This is a genomic window from Agromyces sp. NPDC029043 (assembly GCF_055564615.1).
The window spans coordinates 99,701-113,807 of record NZ_JBVHVX010000017.1; the positions used below are offsets into that span (position 1 = coordinate 99,701).

At 66.2% G+C, this 14,107-nt stretch carries 14 protein-coding genes; 9 read left to right on the forward strand and 5 right to left on the reverse strand.

Annotated elements, in window-relative coordinates; all coding sequences use genetic code 11:
• Positions 1-41 precede the first annotated feature (41 nt).
• Positions 42-884, reverse strand: a complete 843-nt coding sequence (locus tag ACZ4TW_RS18285) for an ABC transporter permease (protein ID WP_465545004.1) — start codon at positions 882-884, stop codon at positions 42-44.
• The gene (locus ACZ4TW_RS18290) at positions 881-1,867 is read right to left on the reverse strand and encodes an ATP-binding cassette domain-containing protein (protein ID WP_465545006.1); all 987 of its coding nucleotides are present in this window, start codon (positions 1,865-1,867) and stop codon (positions 881-883) included. The genes ACZ4TW_RS18285 and ACZ4TW_RS18290 overlap by 4 nt, the downstream gene beginning before the upstream one ends.
• A 166-nt stretch (positions 1,868-2,033) precedes the next feature.
• Here ACZ4TW_RS18290 and ACZ4TW_RS18295 point away from each other — a divergent pair, with 166 nt between their 5' ends.
• From ACZ4TW_RS18295 to ACZ4TW_RS18310, 4 genes are read left to right on the forward strand one after another with little or no spacing between them, the layout of a single operon-like run.
• Positions 2,034-2,438, forward strand: a complete 405-nt coding sequence (locus tag ACZ4TW_RS18295) for a TOBE domain-containing protein (RefSeq protein ID WP_465545008.1) — start codon at positions 2,034-2,036, stop codon at positions 2,436-2,438.
• A gap of 43 nt (positions 2,439-2,481) precedes the next feature.
• Positions 2,482-3,222: a molybdate ABC transporter substrate-binding protein gene (gene modA / locus ACZ4TW_RS18300; RefSeq protein ID WP_465545010.1), complete on the forward strand. Its 741-nt coding sequence runs from the start codon at positions 2,482-2,484 to the stop codon at positions 3,220-3,222.
• A 12-nt stretch (positions 3,223-3,234) separates the two neighbouring features.
• A complete protein-coding gene (locus tag ACZ4TW_RS18305) occupies positions 3,235-4,032 on the forward strand; it encodes an ABC transporter permease (protein WP_465545012.1) in 798 nt (265 codons plus the stop codon).
• Complete coding sequence (locus tag ACZ4TW_RS18310; protein WP_465545014.1) at positions 4,029-5,114, forward strand: sulfate/molybdate ABC transporter ATP-binding protein; 1,086 nt, start codon at positions 4,029-4,031, stop codon at positions 5,112-5,114. The genes ACZ4TW_RS18305 and ACZ4TW_RS18310 overlap by 4 nt, the downstream gene beginning before the upstream one ends.
• A 3-nt stretch (positions 5,115-5,117) precedes the next feature.
• Here ACZ4TW_RS18310 and ACZ4TW_RS18315 read toward each other — a convergent pair whose 3' ends face one another.
• Both ACZ4TW_RS18315 and ACZ4TW_RS18320 read right to left on the reverse strand, forming a co-directional pair.
• Positions 5,118-6,074 (reverse strand): adenylate/guanylate cyclase domain-containing protein, encoded by a 957-nt coding sequence (locus ACZ4TW_RS18315; RefSeq protein ID WP_465545016.1) that lies wholly within the window; start codon positions 6,072-6,074, stop codon positions 5,118-5,120.
• A 4-nt stretch (positions 6,075-6,078) separates the two neighbouring features.
• Positions 6,079-7,263: a TetR/AcrR family transcriptional regulator gene (locus ACZ4TW_RS18320; protein ID WP_465545018.1), complete on the reverse strand. Its 1,185-nt coding sequence runs from the start codon at positions 7,261-7,263 to the stop codon at positions 6,079-6,081.
• Positions 7,264-7,391: 128 nt separating this feature from the next.
• Here ACZ4TW_RS18320 and ACZ4TW_RS18325 point away from each other — a divergent pair, with 128 nt between their 5' ends.
• The 4 genes from ACZ4TW_RS18325 to ACZ4TW_RS18340 all read left to right on the forward strand — a co-directional run bounded on the left by ACZ4TW_RS18325 (position 7,392) and on the right by ACZ4TW_RS18340 (position 12,579).
• Entirely contained in the window at positions 7,392-8,603 is a 1,212-nt protein-coding gene (locus ACZ4TW_RS18325; RefSeq protein WP_465545020.1) for an acetyl-CoA C-acetyltransferase, read from the forward strand.
• Positions 8,604-8,639: 36 nt separating this feature from the next.
• On the forward strand, positions 8,640-10,811 hold the full coding sequence (locus ACZ4TW_RS18330) for a 3-hydroxyacyl-CoA dehydrogenase NAD-binding domain-containing protein (RefSeq protein WP_465545022.1): 2,172 nt from the start codon (positions 8,640-8,642) through the stop codon (positions 10,809-10,811).
• A 432-nt stretch (positions 10,812-11,243) separates the two neighbouring features.
• Complete coding sequence (locus ACZ4TW_RS18335) at positions 11,244-11,927, forward strand: slipin family protein (RefSeq protein WP_465545024.1); 684 nt, start codon at positions 11,244-11,246, stop codon at positions 11,925-11,927.
• 181 nt (positions 11,928-12,108) lie between these two features.
• Complete coding sequence (locus ACZ4TW_RS18340) at positions 12,109-12,579, forward strand: hypothetical protein (protein ID WP_465545026.1); 471 nt, start codon at positions 12,109-12,111, stop codon at positions 12,577-12,579.
• Here ACZ4TW_RS18340 and ACZ4TW_RS18345 read toward each other — a convergent pair.
• Positions 12,531-13,646 carry a DUF6745 domain-containing protein gene (locus ACZ4TW_RS18345; RefSeq protein WP_465545028.1) on the reverse strand — a complete coding sequence of 372 codons (1,116 nt, stop codon included), beginning with the start codon at positions 13,644-13,646 and terminating at the stop codon, positions 12,531-12,533. The two genes, ACZ4TW_RS18340 and ACZ4TW_RS18345, sit on opposite strands and share 49 nt — an antisense overlap.
• Positions 13,647-13,848: 202 nt before the next feature.
• Between ACZ4TW_RS18345 and ACZ4TW_RS18350 the strand changes: the two genes are divergently transcribed.
• Positions 13,849-14,107, forward strand: a 259-nt coding sequence (locus ACZ4TW_RS18350) for a hypothetical protein (protein ID WP_465545030.1), incomplete at its 3' end; no start/stop codon positions are given.

The following is a 14,107-nucleotide window of genomic DNA, read 5'->3' on the forward strand; positions in this document are numbered from 1 at the left end:
CCCTCGGGGAATCTGCCCGGGGTTGGGGTGAGGGGTGGGGGTCAGTCGGTGGTGCGCTTGCGGTAGGCCAGCAGCGCGAACGGCGCGAAGATCAGCGTCAGCGCGACGGCCCAGATCAGCGTGCTGAGCACCGGGTGCTGCAGCGGCAGGGCGGCGTCGGTCATGTCCGGCCCGTTGCCCCAGAGCACGCGCAGCGCCTGGACGAGGGAGGACATCGGATTCCACTCGGCGATCGTCTCCAACCAGTCCGGCATGGGATCGGTGGGGACGAAGGCGTTGGAGAGGAACGTGATCGGGAACAGCGTGGAGAACATGAAGCCGTTCACGGCCTCCACCGACTTCAGCCACGAGCCGACGAGGATGCCGAACCAGATCATCGCGAAGCCGAAGAGGAGCAGCAGGAGGAAGCCGAGTGCTCCCTCGGCGATGTTGGTGCGAATCCGCCAGCCGATCGCCAGACCGGTCACCGCCATCACGACGATGCCGATCGACGAGTGCATGACGCTCGCGATGCTGCGGCCGATGAGCACCGACGCCCGGTTGATGGGCAGTGACCGGAAGCGGTCGATGATGCCCTTCTCCAGGTCTCCGGTGATGCCGCCGGCCACGATGAACGCGGTGAACACGATGGTCTGGCCCATGATGCCGGGCAGCAGGAATTCCTTGTAGTTGACGCCCGGGATGTTGATCGCCGCGCCGAAGACGTAGGCGAACAGCAGCACGAACATCACCGGCTGGATGGTCACATCCGAGAGCATCTCCGGCATGCGTTTGGTGTGGATCATGTTGCGCCACACCATGATCATCGACTGGTGGAGCAATCCGGTGGGATGGGTCTCGGGCCGCGACGACAGGCTCGCGGTGGTGGCGGTCTCGGTGGTCATCGGGAGATCTCCTTGAGGTCGGCGTCGGCGTCGGAGGACTCGTCCTCGGCGCGATGCCCGGTGAGTGAGAGGAACACGTCGTCGAGGCTCGGGCGGGCCAGGCCGATATCGTCGAGAGCGATACGGCTCTCGGCGAAGCGCCCGACGGTGGTGGTGAGATCGTCGAGTCCCTCGGCGGCCGTCGAGAGGCGCCGTGCGCCGCGGTCGATGAAGACCTCGTTGCCGGCACGTGCGAGGAGGGCCTCGGCAGCCGCGATGTCCTCGGCGTCGGACACGGTCAGCACGAGGCTCGCCGAGCCGGCCTGCTCCTTGAGTTGCTGCGGGGTGCCGTGGGCGATGATGCGACCGCGGTCGATCACGACGATGTCGTCGGCGAGTTGATCGGCCTCCTCGAGATACTGCGTCGTCAGCAGCAGCGTCGTGCCGCCGGAGACCAAGCTGCGCAACACATCCCACAGTTCGGAACGGCTGCGCGGGTCCAGGCCGGTGGTCGGTTCGTCGAGAAACAGCACCGGGGGTGCGGCGATGAGGCTGACGGCGAGATCGAGTCGGCGGCGCATGCCGCCGGAGTACGACTTCACCGTCTTGTCGCCGGCGTCGGTGAGCGAGAACTGTTCGAGCAGTTCGTCCCCGCGCCGGGCCAACTGTTTGCGGCCGACCCCGTACAGACCACCGATCATCCGGATGTTCTCCCGGCCGGTCAGCAACTCGTCGACGGTGGCTGCCTGGCCGGTGAGGCCCATGTTGCGGCGCACCATCTCCGGGTGCTCGGAGACGTCATAACCCGCGATGCGGGCGGTGCCGCTGGTCGGGGCGGACAGGGTCGTCATCATGCGGACGGTGGTCGTCTTGCCGGCGCCGTTGGGGCCGAGCAGACCGAGGACCTTGCCGGACTCGACGGTGAAGCTCACCCCGTCGACGGCGGTGAAATCGTCAAATCTCTTGACCAGGTCGATGGCTTCGATCGCGACGGATGAATTCATGTTTCCTCACGTTATCGGTGGAACAGGGTGCTGGGCGAGTGGTTTTTTGCGCTGGGTTTCAGAGGTGGACCGACGTCGTCGTCAAAACTCATCGGTCGATCTCGTAGAACCGCGTATGCGGCGTCCGATGGATCAGAACGACGCATCAGCGGTTAGGATGCTCCACATGTCCGGCATTCGGGTCCGTGATGCAGCGGATCTCCTCGGCGTCAGCGACGACACGATCCGGCGCTGGATCGCGGCGGGGTCGCTGCCATCGACCTCGGCAGACGGCCTTCTGACCGTCGACGGCGCGGCCCTGGCCGCACTCGCGCACGAGCGTGCGGGCACGCCTCCCGATGATGGCTCCGGCGTGCTGCGTTCGGCGCGTAACCGATTCACCGGCCTGGTGACCGAGGTGCGGATGGACGGCGTGATGGCGCAGGTCGTCATGCAGTGCGGTCCGTTCGAGGTGACCTCGCTGATGAGTGCCGACGCCGCCGAGGAACTCGGGCTCGAGACCGGCGTGGTGGCGACGGCGGTGGTCAAGGCGACGACGGTCATCGTCGAACGAACGAAAAACGACGGGTAGCGATGAGATGGGTGATCTGATGATGCGACGTGTAGGTGTGACCGTGGGTGTGCTGATCGTGGCCGCCGGACTGACCGCGGGATGTTCGAGCGGCGACGACTCCGACGGTAAGCGGGTCCTCGATGTGTACGCGGCGGCGTCGCTGAAGAAGACCTTCACCGAGATCGAGAAACAGTACGAGAAGGTCCATACCGACGTCGACGTGAAGCTGACGTTCGACGGATCCTCGGCGCTGGTGAATCAGATCCAGCAGGGCGCGAGTGTGGACGTCCTCGCCACCGCGGATGAACAGACGATGGACAAGGTCGCCGACAAGGTGGCCGACCCGGTGCCGTTTGCGACCAACACCCTCGTCATCGTCACGGCAGCGGGAAATCCCAAGGGCATCACCAACTTCGCCGATCTGAACCGAGGCGGCATCAGCACCGTCGTGTGTGCGGTGGAGGTGCCGTGCGGTGCGGCGACGGCACAGGTCGAGAAGAACACCGGGGTGACGCTGGCGCCGGTCAGCGAGGAGTCCTCGGTGACGGCGGTGCTCGCCAAGGTCACCTCGGGGCAGGCCGACGCCGGTCTCGTCTACGTCACCGACGCGAAGGGTGCCGGCGACAAGGTCGCGACCGTCACGGACCCGGCGTTCGCGGCGGTCGTCAACAAGTATCCGATCGGCGTCCTGAAAGACACCGACGACTCCGAGGACGCAGCGATGTTCAAGGGCATGGTGCTCGGCGAGACCGGCGCGGACATCCTGGAGCAGGCCGGGTTCGGTCCGGCCAACGCAGGCTGAGTCCCACCGTTCGTGAGCACCGCGCAGTTCTCCATCCCGGTTCCCCGGTGGGTGCTGCTGCCCGCGGTGCTCGGTATCGCGTTCATCCTCATCGGGCCGATCGCGATCGTCGTGCGGATGCCGTGGGGCGACTTCTGGGAGTCGGTGACCTCGCAGGCGTCGCTGGACGCACTGCGTCTCGGACTGCTGACCGCGGTGGCGAGCACGCTTGCGTGCATCGTGCTGGGTGTGCCGATGGCGTTGCTGTTCGCGCGGGTCGACAACGCCCTGATGCGGGTTCTGCGCGCAATGGTGTTGCTGCCGTTGGTGTTACCGCCGGTGGTGGGCGGCCTCGCGCTGCTCTATGCGTTCGGGCGGCGCGGAATCGTGGGGCAGTATCTGGAGGTGGCGGGCATCTCCATCGCGTTCACCACCATCGCGGTGATCCTCGCGCAGACCTTTGTGGCGCTGCCGTTCCTGGTGATCAGTGTGGAAGGTGCGCTGCGGTCGTCGATCGGTGATTACGGTGAGGTCGCCGCGACGCTCGGCGCGGGTCCCACGCACACACTGCGCACGGTGACCCTGCCGCTGATCGCGCCGGCGCTGATCTCCGGTGTGGTGCTGGCCTTCGCGCGGGCGCTGGGCGAGTTCGGTGCGACCATCACCTTCGCCGGCAACCGACCGGGAACGACGCAGACCGCTCCCCTCAAGATCTACCTCGATGCGATCAACGATCCCGAACAGGCGCTGCCCCTGGCGCTGGTACTCATGGTGATTGCGATGGCGGTCGTCGTCGCGGTGCATCTGCGGACCCGTCGGGTGGCGGTATGACCGACCTGCATGCGCACCTGCGCTCGCGGGTCCCCGCGCTCGATGTCGAACTCGACGTGCCCGGGGGTCGGACGCTGGGGGTCATCGGCCCCAACGGTGCCGGCAAGTCGACGCTGCTGAACGTTCTCGCCGGGCTGCTACCCGGGCCGGGATCGGAGATCCGTGTCGGCGATCGGATCATCGCAGATGGGGAGACATCCGTTCCGCCGCATCGACGTTCGATCGCACTCCTGACCCAGAAACCGCGACTGTTCCCCCACCTGAGCGTGGCGCAGAACGTGGCTTACGGGCCGCGGGCATCGGGGATACGACGGCGCGAGGCCGAGGCCATCGCGGCGGATTGGATGACGCGGACGGGTGTCACCGCCTTCGCCGATCGGCGCCCCGCACAACTCTCCGGCGGGCAGCAGCAGCGGGTGGCGATCGCGCGGGCGCTCGCCGTCGATCCGCAGGTGCTGCTGCTCGACGAGCCGTTCGCCGCGCTGGATGTGGCTGTTGCCCAGGAGATCCGGGGTCTGACCCGCGAGGTGATCGGGAGCCGCGACGGCGCGACCCTGGTGGTGACCCACGATCTGATCGACGTGGTGACCCTCGCCGACGAGGTACTCGTCCTCGAGCACGGCCGCGCGGTGGATCACGGAGCGACCGGTGAGGTCATCAGTCGTCCGGGTCACCCGTTCACCGCGTCGCTCTCGGGTTTGAATTTCCTCGTGGGAGTGTCGGGATCGAGTGAGGCGGGGGCGTCGGTGACGACGCCCGAGGGCATCACGGTGATCGGTTCCGCGGAGGAGGGTCTCGCCGATGGGCGGCGGGCGGCGGCCGCGTTCTCGCCGCGCGCCGTCGCGATCTACCGCGACGACGTGCCCGGAAGCCCGCGAAACAGGTTGGCGGGCACCGTGACCGAGATCGCGCCGCGCGGCGAACACGCCGTCGTCGGTGTGCGCGTCGGCGGCGACACCATCGACGCCGAGATCACCTGGGCCGCGATCGCCGACCTGGGAATCGGGCCGGGCATCGGGGTAATCCTCGTCGTCAAGGCGACCGAGATCCGGGTGTACGGGCTCGCCGGCGCCGCGGGGTGAGTGCTACGGGGTGGCCTGCTCGGGGGTCGAGTCCGTCGAGATGGCCCCCTCGGAGGTGGGCGGCTCGTAATACTTGTTGGCGTCCAACGTCTTTGCCTTCAGTTTGCGGTATCCGCGGACGCTGAGGGTGGGGATGCTCTTGAGATAGAAGCGCTCGTCGTCGGCGAGATCCTCGGCGAGTTCGTCGTCGACGAGAGTGGTTCCCGGGCGCGCGGATCCGCAGAGGCGCGCGGCGATGTTCACCGGCTCGCCGAAGACATCGCCGAGTCGGGTGAGTATCTGACCGCGGGCCAGGCCGACCCGCACCTCGGGGATGATCTCCTCGGCCACGAGATGATGGATGCCGAGCGCAGCCTGCGCCGCGTTGCCCGGGTCGTCGAAGAGGAACATGACAGCATCGCCGAGGGTCTTGACGACGAAACCGCCTGCGTCGCTGACGACATCGTGGGTGGATTCCTCGAAGTTCTCGATGAGCTGCTCGAGTTCATCCATGGCGATGCGCCGCGAGAGGCTGGTGTAGCCGACGATGTCGGCGAATCCGACGATCCGATCGAGGTGGACGTCGGCATCGTGGGCGATATCGCGGCGCATGACGAGATCCAGGTGCCGTCGCCAGATCAGGTTCTGCACCTGACCGAAGGACGCCGCCATCTGATCGGCCGTCCAGGGGACGTCGGGGTTGCGGTCGAGTTCGCGGATCTGATCGGCCTGCCAGTCGGCCAGGCGCGCCATCGTCTGACCGATGGCGCGGGCGCTGGCGAGCTGCGCGGTCATCGGCATCGTCTCCTCTGCGGACGCGAACAGCTTGAGGGCGTCGACGTCGGTCTGCGAGAAGATCTTGTCGCCGGTGTTGCGGTGTGCGAAACCGAAGGCGTTCCACATCTTTTCCGCGTACTCCGGGGAGACGCCGAGCGCTGCGATCAGCTCCTCGCGTGTGTACTGCGGTTCGTGTGGATTCATCGTCTCAGACTCCCAGAACGCCCTTCATGAGGAAAGCCATCTGCGCGGGGAACTCGGGGCGCGCCGCGCCACGGCCCATGCGCACCGCGTCGTTGACGATCGACAGCGACGCGTGCACGGCGATCGCCGCCTGAGCCCGGGACAGGTCGGGATGAACCGCGATGAGCAGATCGATCCACCGCGCGACGTAACGCCGCTGGACGTCGAGCAACTCGGTGGCGGCGGGTTGCCCGGCGAGCACGCTCGACGAGTTGAACGCCACCGACAGATCGGTGCTGCTGGTGATGGTCAGGACGTACGAATCCACCAGCAGGGACAGGAGTTTCGCCGGATCGGTCGTCGTCGAATAGGCGGCCATGGCGCCGGCCTCCAACCGCATCGCCGAGCGTTGCCCGATGCCGACGAGGATCGCCAACTTCGACGGAAAGTGCTTGTACACGCTGGGGCCGGTGATACCGACGGCCGCGCCGATGTCGTCCACGCCGACGTCGGCGTAGCCCCGTCGAGCGAAGAGTTGGCCCGCGGCGTCGAGGATGTCGTCGCGTCGGGTCTGCGTCGACGTCGCCATCGACGGTGGCGCGACGAGCGGCGGGGCGTCGTCGGGATCGAGGGAGATGAGACGCTCCATGGCCGCACGCAACTCCGCGCGCGCCTTCGCGGGGGACAGGCGGGTGTGATGCACCGACATGCTGCCGGAGACGCTGAGCGCGGCCCACGCCAGCCGTACCGAGTTCCGATCGCTGATGTCGGGGCGGTGCGCGGCGATGGCCTGTGCCCACCGGCTCAGGGTCGCGCGGGTGCGCACGACGACCTCGTGGTTCTGTTCCGGCGTCAGGTAGGTGCTGTTCCACCGCCACAGCGAGGTGGTCGCGGGCCGAGCGACGCCCATGGTGCACAGCGCGTCGAGCAGATCGCCGTAGCCGCCCGAGCGATTCGTCGACACCCGTAGTGCGCGGTCGGTGCAGGCCTCCAGATCGTCGACCCCGGAGAGGACGGCCGCGGCGAGCAACGCCTGCTTGTCGTCGAAGTGGCGGTACACCGAGGGTGCGGTGACGCCGGCCGCCCGGGCGACGTCGGCGACCGACACATGCGGGTAGCCACGATCGGCGAACAGGGTGACGGCTCGGTCGACGAGCTGCCGCTTCCGGTCGGCCGGGCGGGCGCGCCGGGCGGGGTTCTGGTCAGGCATGGTGAATCGACCATAGCGCACTTTCGGGGATGTTCAATTGCCATTGACCATTGGGTATAGCCAAACAAGTGATTCCGCGTTAGCCTGGGTGGGTAACCAACTGGTGGTTCATGTGAAAGGAACACTTCGTGCCTGATCAAGCATTCATCTACGAGGCCCTCCGTACGCCTCGTGGTAAGCAGCGGGGTGGCTCGCTGCACAGCGTGAAGCCGGTCGACCTGGCCAGCGGCATCATCAACGAGGTCCTGGCCCGTCACGGCAGCCTCGATCCCACCGAGATCAACGACGTCATCCTCGGTGTCGTGTCCCCCGTCGGCGAGCAGGGCGGCGTCATCGCCCGCACCGCGGCCCTCAACAGCGGCCTCGGGGAGAGCGTTCCCGGTACCCAGATCGACCGCTTCTGCGCGTCGGGCCTGGAGGCCACCAACCTCGCCGCGGCCAAGGTCGCGTCGGGCTTCGACGACCTGGTGATCGCCGGTGGTGTGGAGTCGATGTCGCGCGTGCCGATGGGCAGCGATGGCGGCGCACTCTTCATGGACCCGATCACCGCGTACAACAACTACATCACCCCGCAGGGCATCGGTGCCGATACCATCGCCACCATCGAGGGCTTCTCCCGCGAGGACGTCGACGCCTTCGCCGTCGAGTCGCAGAACCGTGCCGAGAAGGCTTGGACCAGTGGCTATTTCGCCAAGTCGGTCGTTCCCGTGCGTGACCTCAACGGCGTCATCCTCCTCGATCACGACGAGCATCGTCGCCCCGGCAGCACCGTCGAGAGCCTCGGCAAGCTGAAGCCGGCCTTCGCCGCGCTCGCCGAGATGGCCGGGTTCGACGACGTCATCATGCAGCGTTACCCGGAGCTCGAGCGCATCAACCATGTGCACACCGGCGGTAACAGCTCCGGCATCGTCGACGGCGCAGCCGCCATCCTGATCGGTAGCGAGGCAGCGGGCAAGCGCAACGGACTGACCCCGCGCGGCCGCATCGTCGCATTCGCCGAGATCGGCTCCGAGCCGTCGATCATGCTCACCGGCCCCACCCCGGCGACCGAACTGGCCCTGAAGAAGGCCGGTCTGACCGTCGACGACATCGACGTCTTCGAGCTGAACGAGGCGTTCGCTTCGGTCGTCATGAAGTGGATGAAGGATCTGAAGATCCCGCACGAGAAGGTCAACGTCAACGGCGGCGCCATCGCCATGGGCCATCCCCTCGGCGCCACCGGCGCCATGATCCTGGGCACCGCACTCGACGAGCTCGAGCGCACCGGCGGTCGTTACGGCCTGGTCACCCTGTGTATCGGCGGCGGCATGGGCGTCGCGACCATCATCGAGCGCGTCTGATCCCGGCCTCCACGACAGAAAGATCTTTGAATAACCATGAGTGAGAACATGATCAATTGGGAGAAGGACGCCGACGGCGTCGTCATCCTGACCATGGACGATACGAACCAGGGCGCGAACACCATGAACCAGCTGTTCATGGATTCGATCGCGGCCACCGTCGATCGTCTCGAGGCCGAGAAGGATGACATCTCCGGTGTCGTGCTGACCTCCGCGAAGAAGACCTTCTTCGCCGGCGGCGACCTCAAGGACATGACCGCCGAGCGGACCGAGTCGAAGGAAGCGATCGCCACCGCGATCACCGAGCGCACCAACGGCATGAAGAAGGTGCTGCGCCGCCTGGAGACCCTGGGTAAGCCCGTCGTCTCCGCGATCAACGGTGCCGCCCTCGGCGGTGGACTCGAGCTCACCCTCCACACCCACTACCGCATCGCCGCGGACGTGAAGGGCAGTCAGCTCGGCCTGCCCGAGGTCACCCTCGGCCTGCTGCCCGGTGGCGGCGGTGTCGTGCGTACCGTGCGTCTGCTGGGTTTCCAGAGCGCCCTGATGAACGTGCTGCTGCAGGGCCCGCGCCTCAAGCCCGCCAAGGCCAAGGAACTCGGCCTCATCGATGAGGTCGTCGGCTCCGTCGAGGAACTGCTGCCCGCCGCCAAGGCGTGGATCGCCGCCAATCCCGAGGCCGCTCAGCCGTGGGATGTCAAGGGCTACAAGATGCCCGGTGGTGCTGTCACCAACCCGTCGGTCGCCGCGAACCTCCCGGCATTCCCGGCCCTGCTGCGCAAGCAGATCAAGGGTGCCAACATGCCTGCGCCGCGCAACATCCTGGCCGCGGCCATCGAGGGTGCCTACGTCGACGTCGACACTGCTGATCTCATCGAGACGCGCTACTTCGTGAATCTCGTGACCGGTCAGGTCGCGCAGAACATGATCAAGGCGTTCTTCTTCGACCTGCAGCACATCAACAACGGCGGCTCGCGTCCCGAGGGCTACCCGAAGTACCAGGCAAAGAAGGTCGGCGTCATCGGCGCCGGCATGATGGGCGCGGCCATCGCGTATGTCTCCGCCAAGGCGGGCATCGAGGTCGTCCTCAAGGACGTGTCCCTCGAGAACGCCGAGCGCGGTAAGGGTTACGCGGTCAAGCTCGAGGAGAAGGCACTCTCCCGCGGCAAGACCACGCAGGAGAAGAGCGACGCGCTCCTCGCCCTGATCACCCCGACGGCCGACGCCGCCGACTTCAAGGGTGTCGACCTCGTCATCGAGGCCGCCTTCGAGTCGGTCGAGGTGAAGAACAAGGTGTTCCAGGAGATCGAGGACGTCGTCGAACCCGACGCCATCCTGGGCTCGAACACCTCGACGCTGCCGATCACCATCCTCGCCGAGGGCGTCAAGCGCTCCGAGGACTTCATCGGTATCCACTTCTTCTCGCCGGTCGACAAGATGCCGCTCGTGGAGATCATCAAGGGCGCCAAGACCTCCGACGCCGTGCTGGCCAAGGTCATCGACTACACCCTGCAGATCCGTAAGACGCCGATCGTCGTCAACGACAGCCGCGGCTTCTTCACCAGCCGTGTCATCGGCACCTTCATCAACGAGGCCATCGCGGCCGTCGGTGAGGGCGTCGAGCCGGCCTTCATCGAGCATGCGGGCACCCAGGCCGGTTACCCGGCCGCGCCGCTGCAGCTCTCCGATGAGCTCAACCTCGTCCTGATGCAGAAGATCCGCAAGGAGACCGAGGAAGCCGCCAAGGCCGAGGGCAAGGACGTGCCGGATCACGGTTCGTACGCCGTCATCGACTGGTTGGTCGAGCAGGGACGTCCGGGCAAGAAGGACGGCGCGGGCTTCTACGAGTACGACGAGGCCGGCAAGCGCGTCCAGCTGTGGCCGGGTCTGCGTGAGCACTTCAAGTCCGGCAGCGCGAAGATCTCGCTGGAGGACATGAAGGAGCGCATGCTCTTCGCCGAGGCGCTCGAGACCGCCAAGTGCATCGAGGAAGGCGTCATCACCTCGGTGCCCGACGCCAACATCGGTTCGATCTTCGGTATCGGCTTCCCCGCGTGGACCGGTGGCGTGGTGCAGTACATGAACCAGTACGAGGGCGGCCTGCAGGGCTTCGTCGACCGCGCGCGTGAGCTCGCGACGAAGTACGGTTCGCACTTCGAGCCGACCTCCTCGCTCGTCGAGAAGGCAGCCAAGGGCGAGAAGTACTGAGCTGATTCGGTACTGATCTGATCTGATCACACAGGGCCCCGGCCGGATGATTTCCGGCCGGGGCCCTGTGCCGTCTGCTGGGCGCTGTCAGCCCTCGGGCTGTCCCGTAGAAATTCCGTTGCACACGACGACGTGGTGGGGGAGAGTTACTCCTCGCGTCGGGAGAGCAGCCGAGTGCGGGGTACCGCAATCATGTTCTGCGCGTGATACTTCCGACGCTTCCCATGGCAAGGGTCTATCACCCCGAGGTTCGAGTCCTCACCCGGTCACCGTCCCCGGGACCCCGGACACCGACGATTCTGTGGATCGCGGCGCACGACGCAGGTCGTCGTCGACGATCCCCATCGCCGGGTCCGCCCGCGGGCGGTGACCCATGGGAGACAACCGAATACGACGACATGACATGTGCACACGAGACGAGAGGAGGATGCCATGTCCCTGTTCACGCGTTGGAAGCGTTACGTCACCAGTCCTGGGTTCGCCCAGTTGGAGTACCGCCACGGTCAGCTCGCGCGGATGATCCCCGCCGGGACCGCCTACCGGTCGCGGCCCGATGCGATCTACCGCAGTGTCGATCTGCGTGAGCGGCTGATTCCTGTTGCACCACAAGAGGTTCTGACCTCCGACGGTGTCTCGGTGCGTGTGTCGATGACGCTGCGCCTGATCGTCACCGATCCGGCACGCTTCGTCGAGACCGCCGATGAGCCGATCATGGGTGTCTACCTGGCCGCCCAGGTCGCGCTGCGCGAGATGTGCGCGCAGGTCGACGCCGAGACGCTGATGCGTCGGGCGGATATCGACGTCGCACCGATCCGCCGGGCGGCCATCGCCGCGGGTGCGTCGGTAGGTATCGAGGTGCAGGGTGTCCTGATTCGTGACGTCATCCTGCCCGGTGAGATCCGTGCCGCCTCGGTCGAGGTGATCACCGCCCGGGCGCGGGGGCTGGCGAAGCTGGAACAGGCACGCGCGGAAACCGCAGCGCTGCGGTCGCTGGCGAATGTGGGCCGGATGCTGGAGCAGTACCCGGCACTGGCACATTTGCGCCTGGTGCAGGAGATGCCGCACGGCTCGAGGGTCGTGCTTGCGGTTGGTGACGCCGAGCCGACCGTCGACTGAGGGCAGATTCCACCGAATCTGTCGATTCCGGAGGTAACAACCACCGGAGCTGACAGATTCGTTGGAATCTGCCGCAGGCGTCGCAGTCGGCGACGAATTGTGTTCGGCCATAACCGAACAGCCCCACACTCTCACGCTGCCTGCGGATGAGATAGGTACCTGGAGCAATTCCGGTGGCGCCGTGCTCGGGATGGATGAGATAGGCGGTCGACGACGCGTCGACGATTCCGAGAGCGAGGCGGTGTTCGTCGAAGATCGGAGTGGACCAGGTGCACGTCCGTTCATCGGCGGTGAGAGTGTGGGGATTGCCGCCCGCGGTGCTGCGCAGGAGTTCGACGCCATCACGCGGCACCGGCATCCGCTGATTCCAGCCCCGGCGGAGATCCCGCAGCGTCTCTGCGTCGATCATCGCCATCGGGATGACGAGGAGATCGCCTTGGGCCTGCAGGCCGCCGCTGATCGGGACGGAGATGCTGCGGTCGAGATGATCAAGGACGTCGAGGCCGGTGAGTTGGGTGAGGTCGGAGAGGGTGAGCAATGGGGTCATGGGTATCACCTGTGGTGTCGGGGGTTGATGGATTCGATGGATCATGCTGTGGGAGTTCATGTTCTGCGGGTCAGTGACGAATACTGTTCGCCGGTGAGCCCATAGGTCCAGCCGGCGGCGTCGAGGGCCGTCGGAATCCAGCCGGGGACCTGTAGCCCGTAGCGGCGTCGGGTTCCGTCGCGTTCCAGGGAGCCGTTCACGACGACGAGGAGCTGGGCGTTGGTACGCCATGCGCGGGGTGTCGAGTAGAGGCGCAGCGGATGGTCGGTGTTGGCGGGATCGGCCGATTGGTCGCGGAGGATGAGACCGGCCGCGTCGATGTAGTGATCCCATCCGATCCGCTCGATCGCGGTGCGGCGGATCTCGATGTTGCGTTCGCGGCCTATTCGTTCCACGGTGGGATCGGTGATGACCCAGTCCGGAACGATGGTTCCGTGCAGGACGTAAACGCCTGTGCCGTCGATGAACTGGACTGCGGGCCGGTCGGGGTGATGGAGGCGGCGTTGATTGTCCGGACTGTGCGGCGCCGGTTCGGTGTGGATCGCGTGGGGACGCTCGGACAGCACGGCAACGTCGTCGAACGGCCACCACCAGCCGGCGGACGTGGTGAGTGTGATGAGGATGTCGACGAGTTCGCGATCGTCGTCGGCGAGGGGGAGAAGGCCGAGGCGTAGTGCGATGTCGGCGACGGCGATCCGGTGTGCCTCGTGCTGGCCGTACCAGCCGACGATGCCCGGCAGGGGAAGGATCATGCTCCTGATGGCTGCCGCCACTCCGTCGAAGAGGCTGGTGCGGAGAGAGTTTCGCACTGCGATCAGCTCGGGCGCCCGGAGGCGTCGATCGATGTCGTGCCGCAGGCCGGTGAGTATCTGGGCGATTCCGCGGCCGACGGTGTCACGGTCGGGCAAGTTACGCGCTGACAGATCGTGGTCGGTGATGAACACGATGGCGGCCGATGGTGAGGGGAGCCAGCAGAACTGCGGTGGCGAGTGCCCGGCATGCCGATACAGCTGTGCGACAGCGGATTCCGTTGCCTGTCGGTCGGCGGGTTGAGTGCTCAGCACGTGGGCGAGCCACCGGTCGCGGCCTTGGGCGATGGTGTTGAGAGTGGTGGTGTTGAGAGTTGTGGTGCCGAGGTCATCGGGCCGAAGCCCGAGGCGACCCGCGCTCATGCGATGGAGGCGGAGTCCGCCTTTCTGATGATGATCATGGTGACCAAGGATGGCACCGCGGCGTTTACCGCGCAACCCTCGGCTTTGATCAACCGTCAACTATCAGGTCGAGGAAGAGGGGTTGCGTGTGTCAGCGTCTAGGTATATAGTCGAACGTATATTCGAAGTATGGCCGACGGGATTCCGGGGAGGGGTGACAGCAATGAGTGACAGCACCGACGACGCCGATGGCGCCGAGTCCACTCTGTGCGACACCCCCGACAATCCTGACGCTGGCGATGGTGCTGATGCCTCCGACGACGCGCACGAAGGTCCGGGTGCGTATGTGAATCCGTTCGATATCGACTTCACCTCTGCGGCCGGTGAGTTGGTCGCGAGGTTGCATGCGGTGTTGGATGAGTTGCAGGTGGTGGATCTGACGGGCTGCACCAATGAGGAACTCGTCGCGATCGCCGGCCGCA

Coding starts and splice junctions, on each gene's coding strand:
- ACZ4TW_RS18310 (WP_465545014.1), top strand. CDS start 4,029: ATGACCGACCTGCATGCGCACCTGCGCTCGCGGGTCCCCGCGCTCGAT.
- ACZ4TW_RS18315 (WP_465545016.1), bottom strand. CDS start 6,074: ATGAATCCACACGAACCGCAGTACACACGCGAGGAGCTGATCGCAGCG.
- ACZ4TW_RS18295 (WP_465545008.1), top strand. CDS start 2,034: ATGTCCGGCATTCGGGTCCGTGATGCAGCGGATCTCCTCGGCGTCAGC.
- ACZ4TW_RS18320 (WP_465545018.1), bottom strand. CDS start 7,263: ATGCCTGACCAGAACCCCGCCCGGCGCGCCCGCCCGGCCGACCGGAAG.
- ACZ4TW_RS18330 (WP_465545022.1), top strand. CDS start 8,640: ATGAGTGAGAACATGATCAATTGGGAGAAGGACGCCGACGGCGTCGTC.
- ACZ4TW_RS18335 (WP_465545024.1), top strand. CDS start 11,244: ATGTCCCTGTTCACGCGTTGGAAGCGTTACGTCACCAGTCCTGGGTTC.
- ACZ4TW_RS18285 (WP_465545004.1), bottom strand. CDS start 884: ATGACCACCGAGACCGCCACCACCGCGAGCCTGTCGTCGCGGCCCGAG.
- ACZ4TW_RS18345 (WP_465545028.1), bottom strand. CDS start 13,646: ATGAGCGCGGGTCGCCTCGGGCTTCGGCCCGATGACCTCGGCACCACA.
- ACZ4TW_RS18290 (WP_465545006.1), bottom strand. CDS start 1,867: ATGAATTCATCCGTCGCGATCGAAGCCATCGACCTGGTCAAGAGATTT.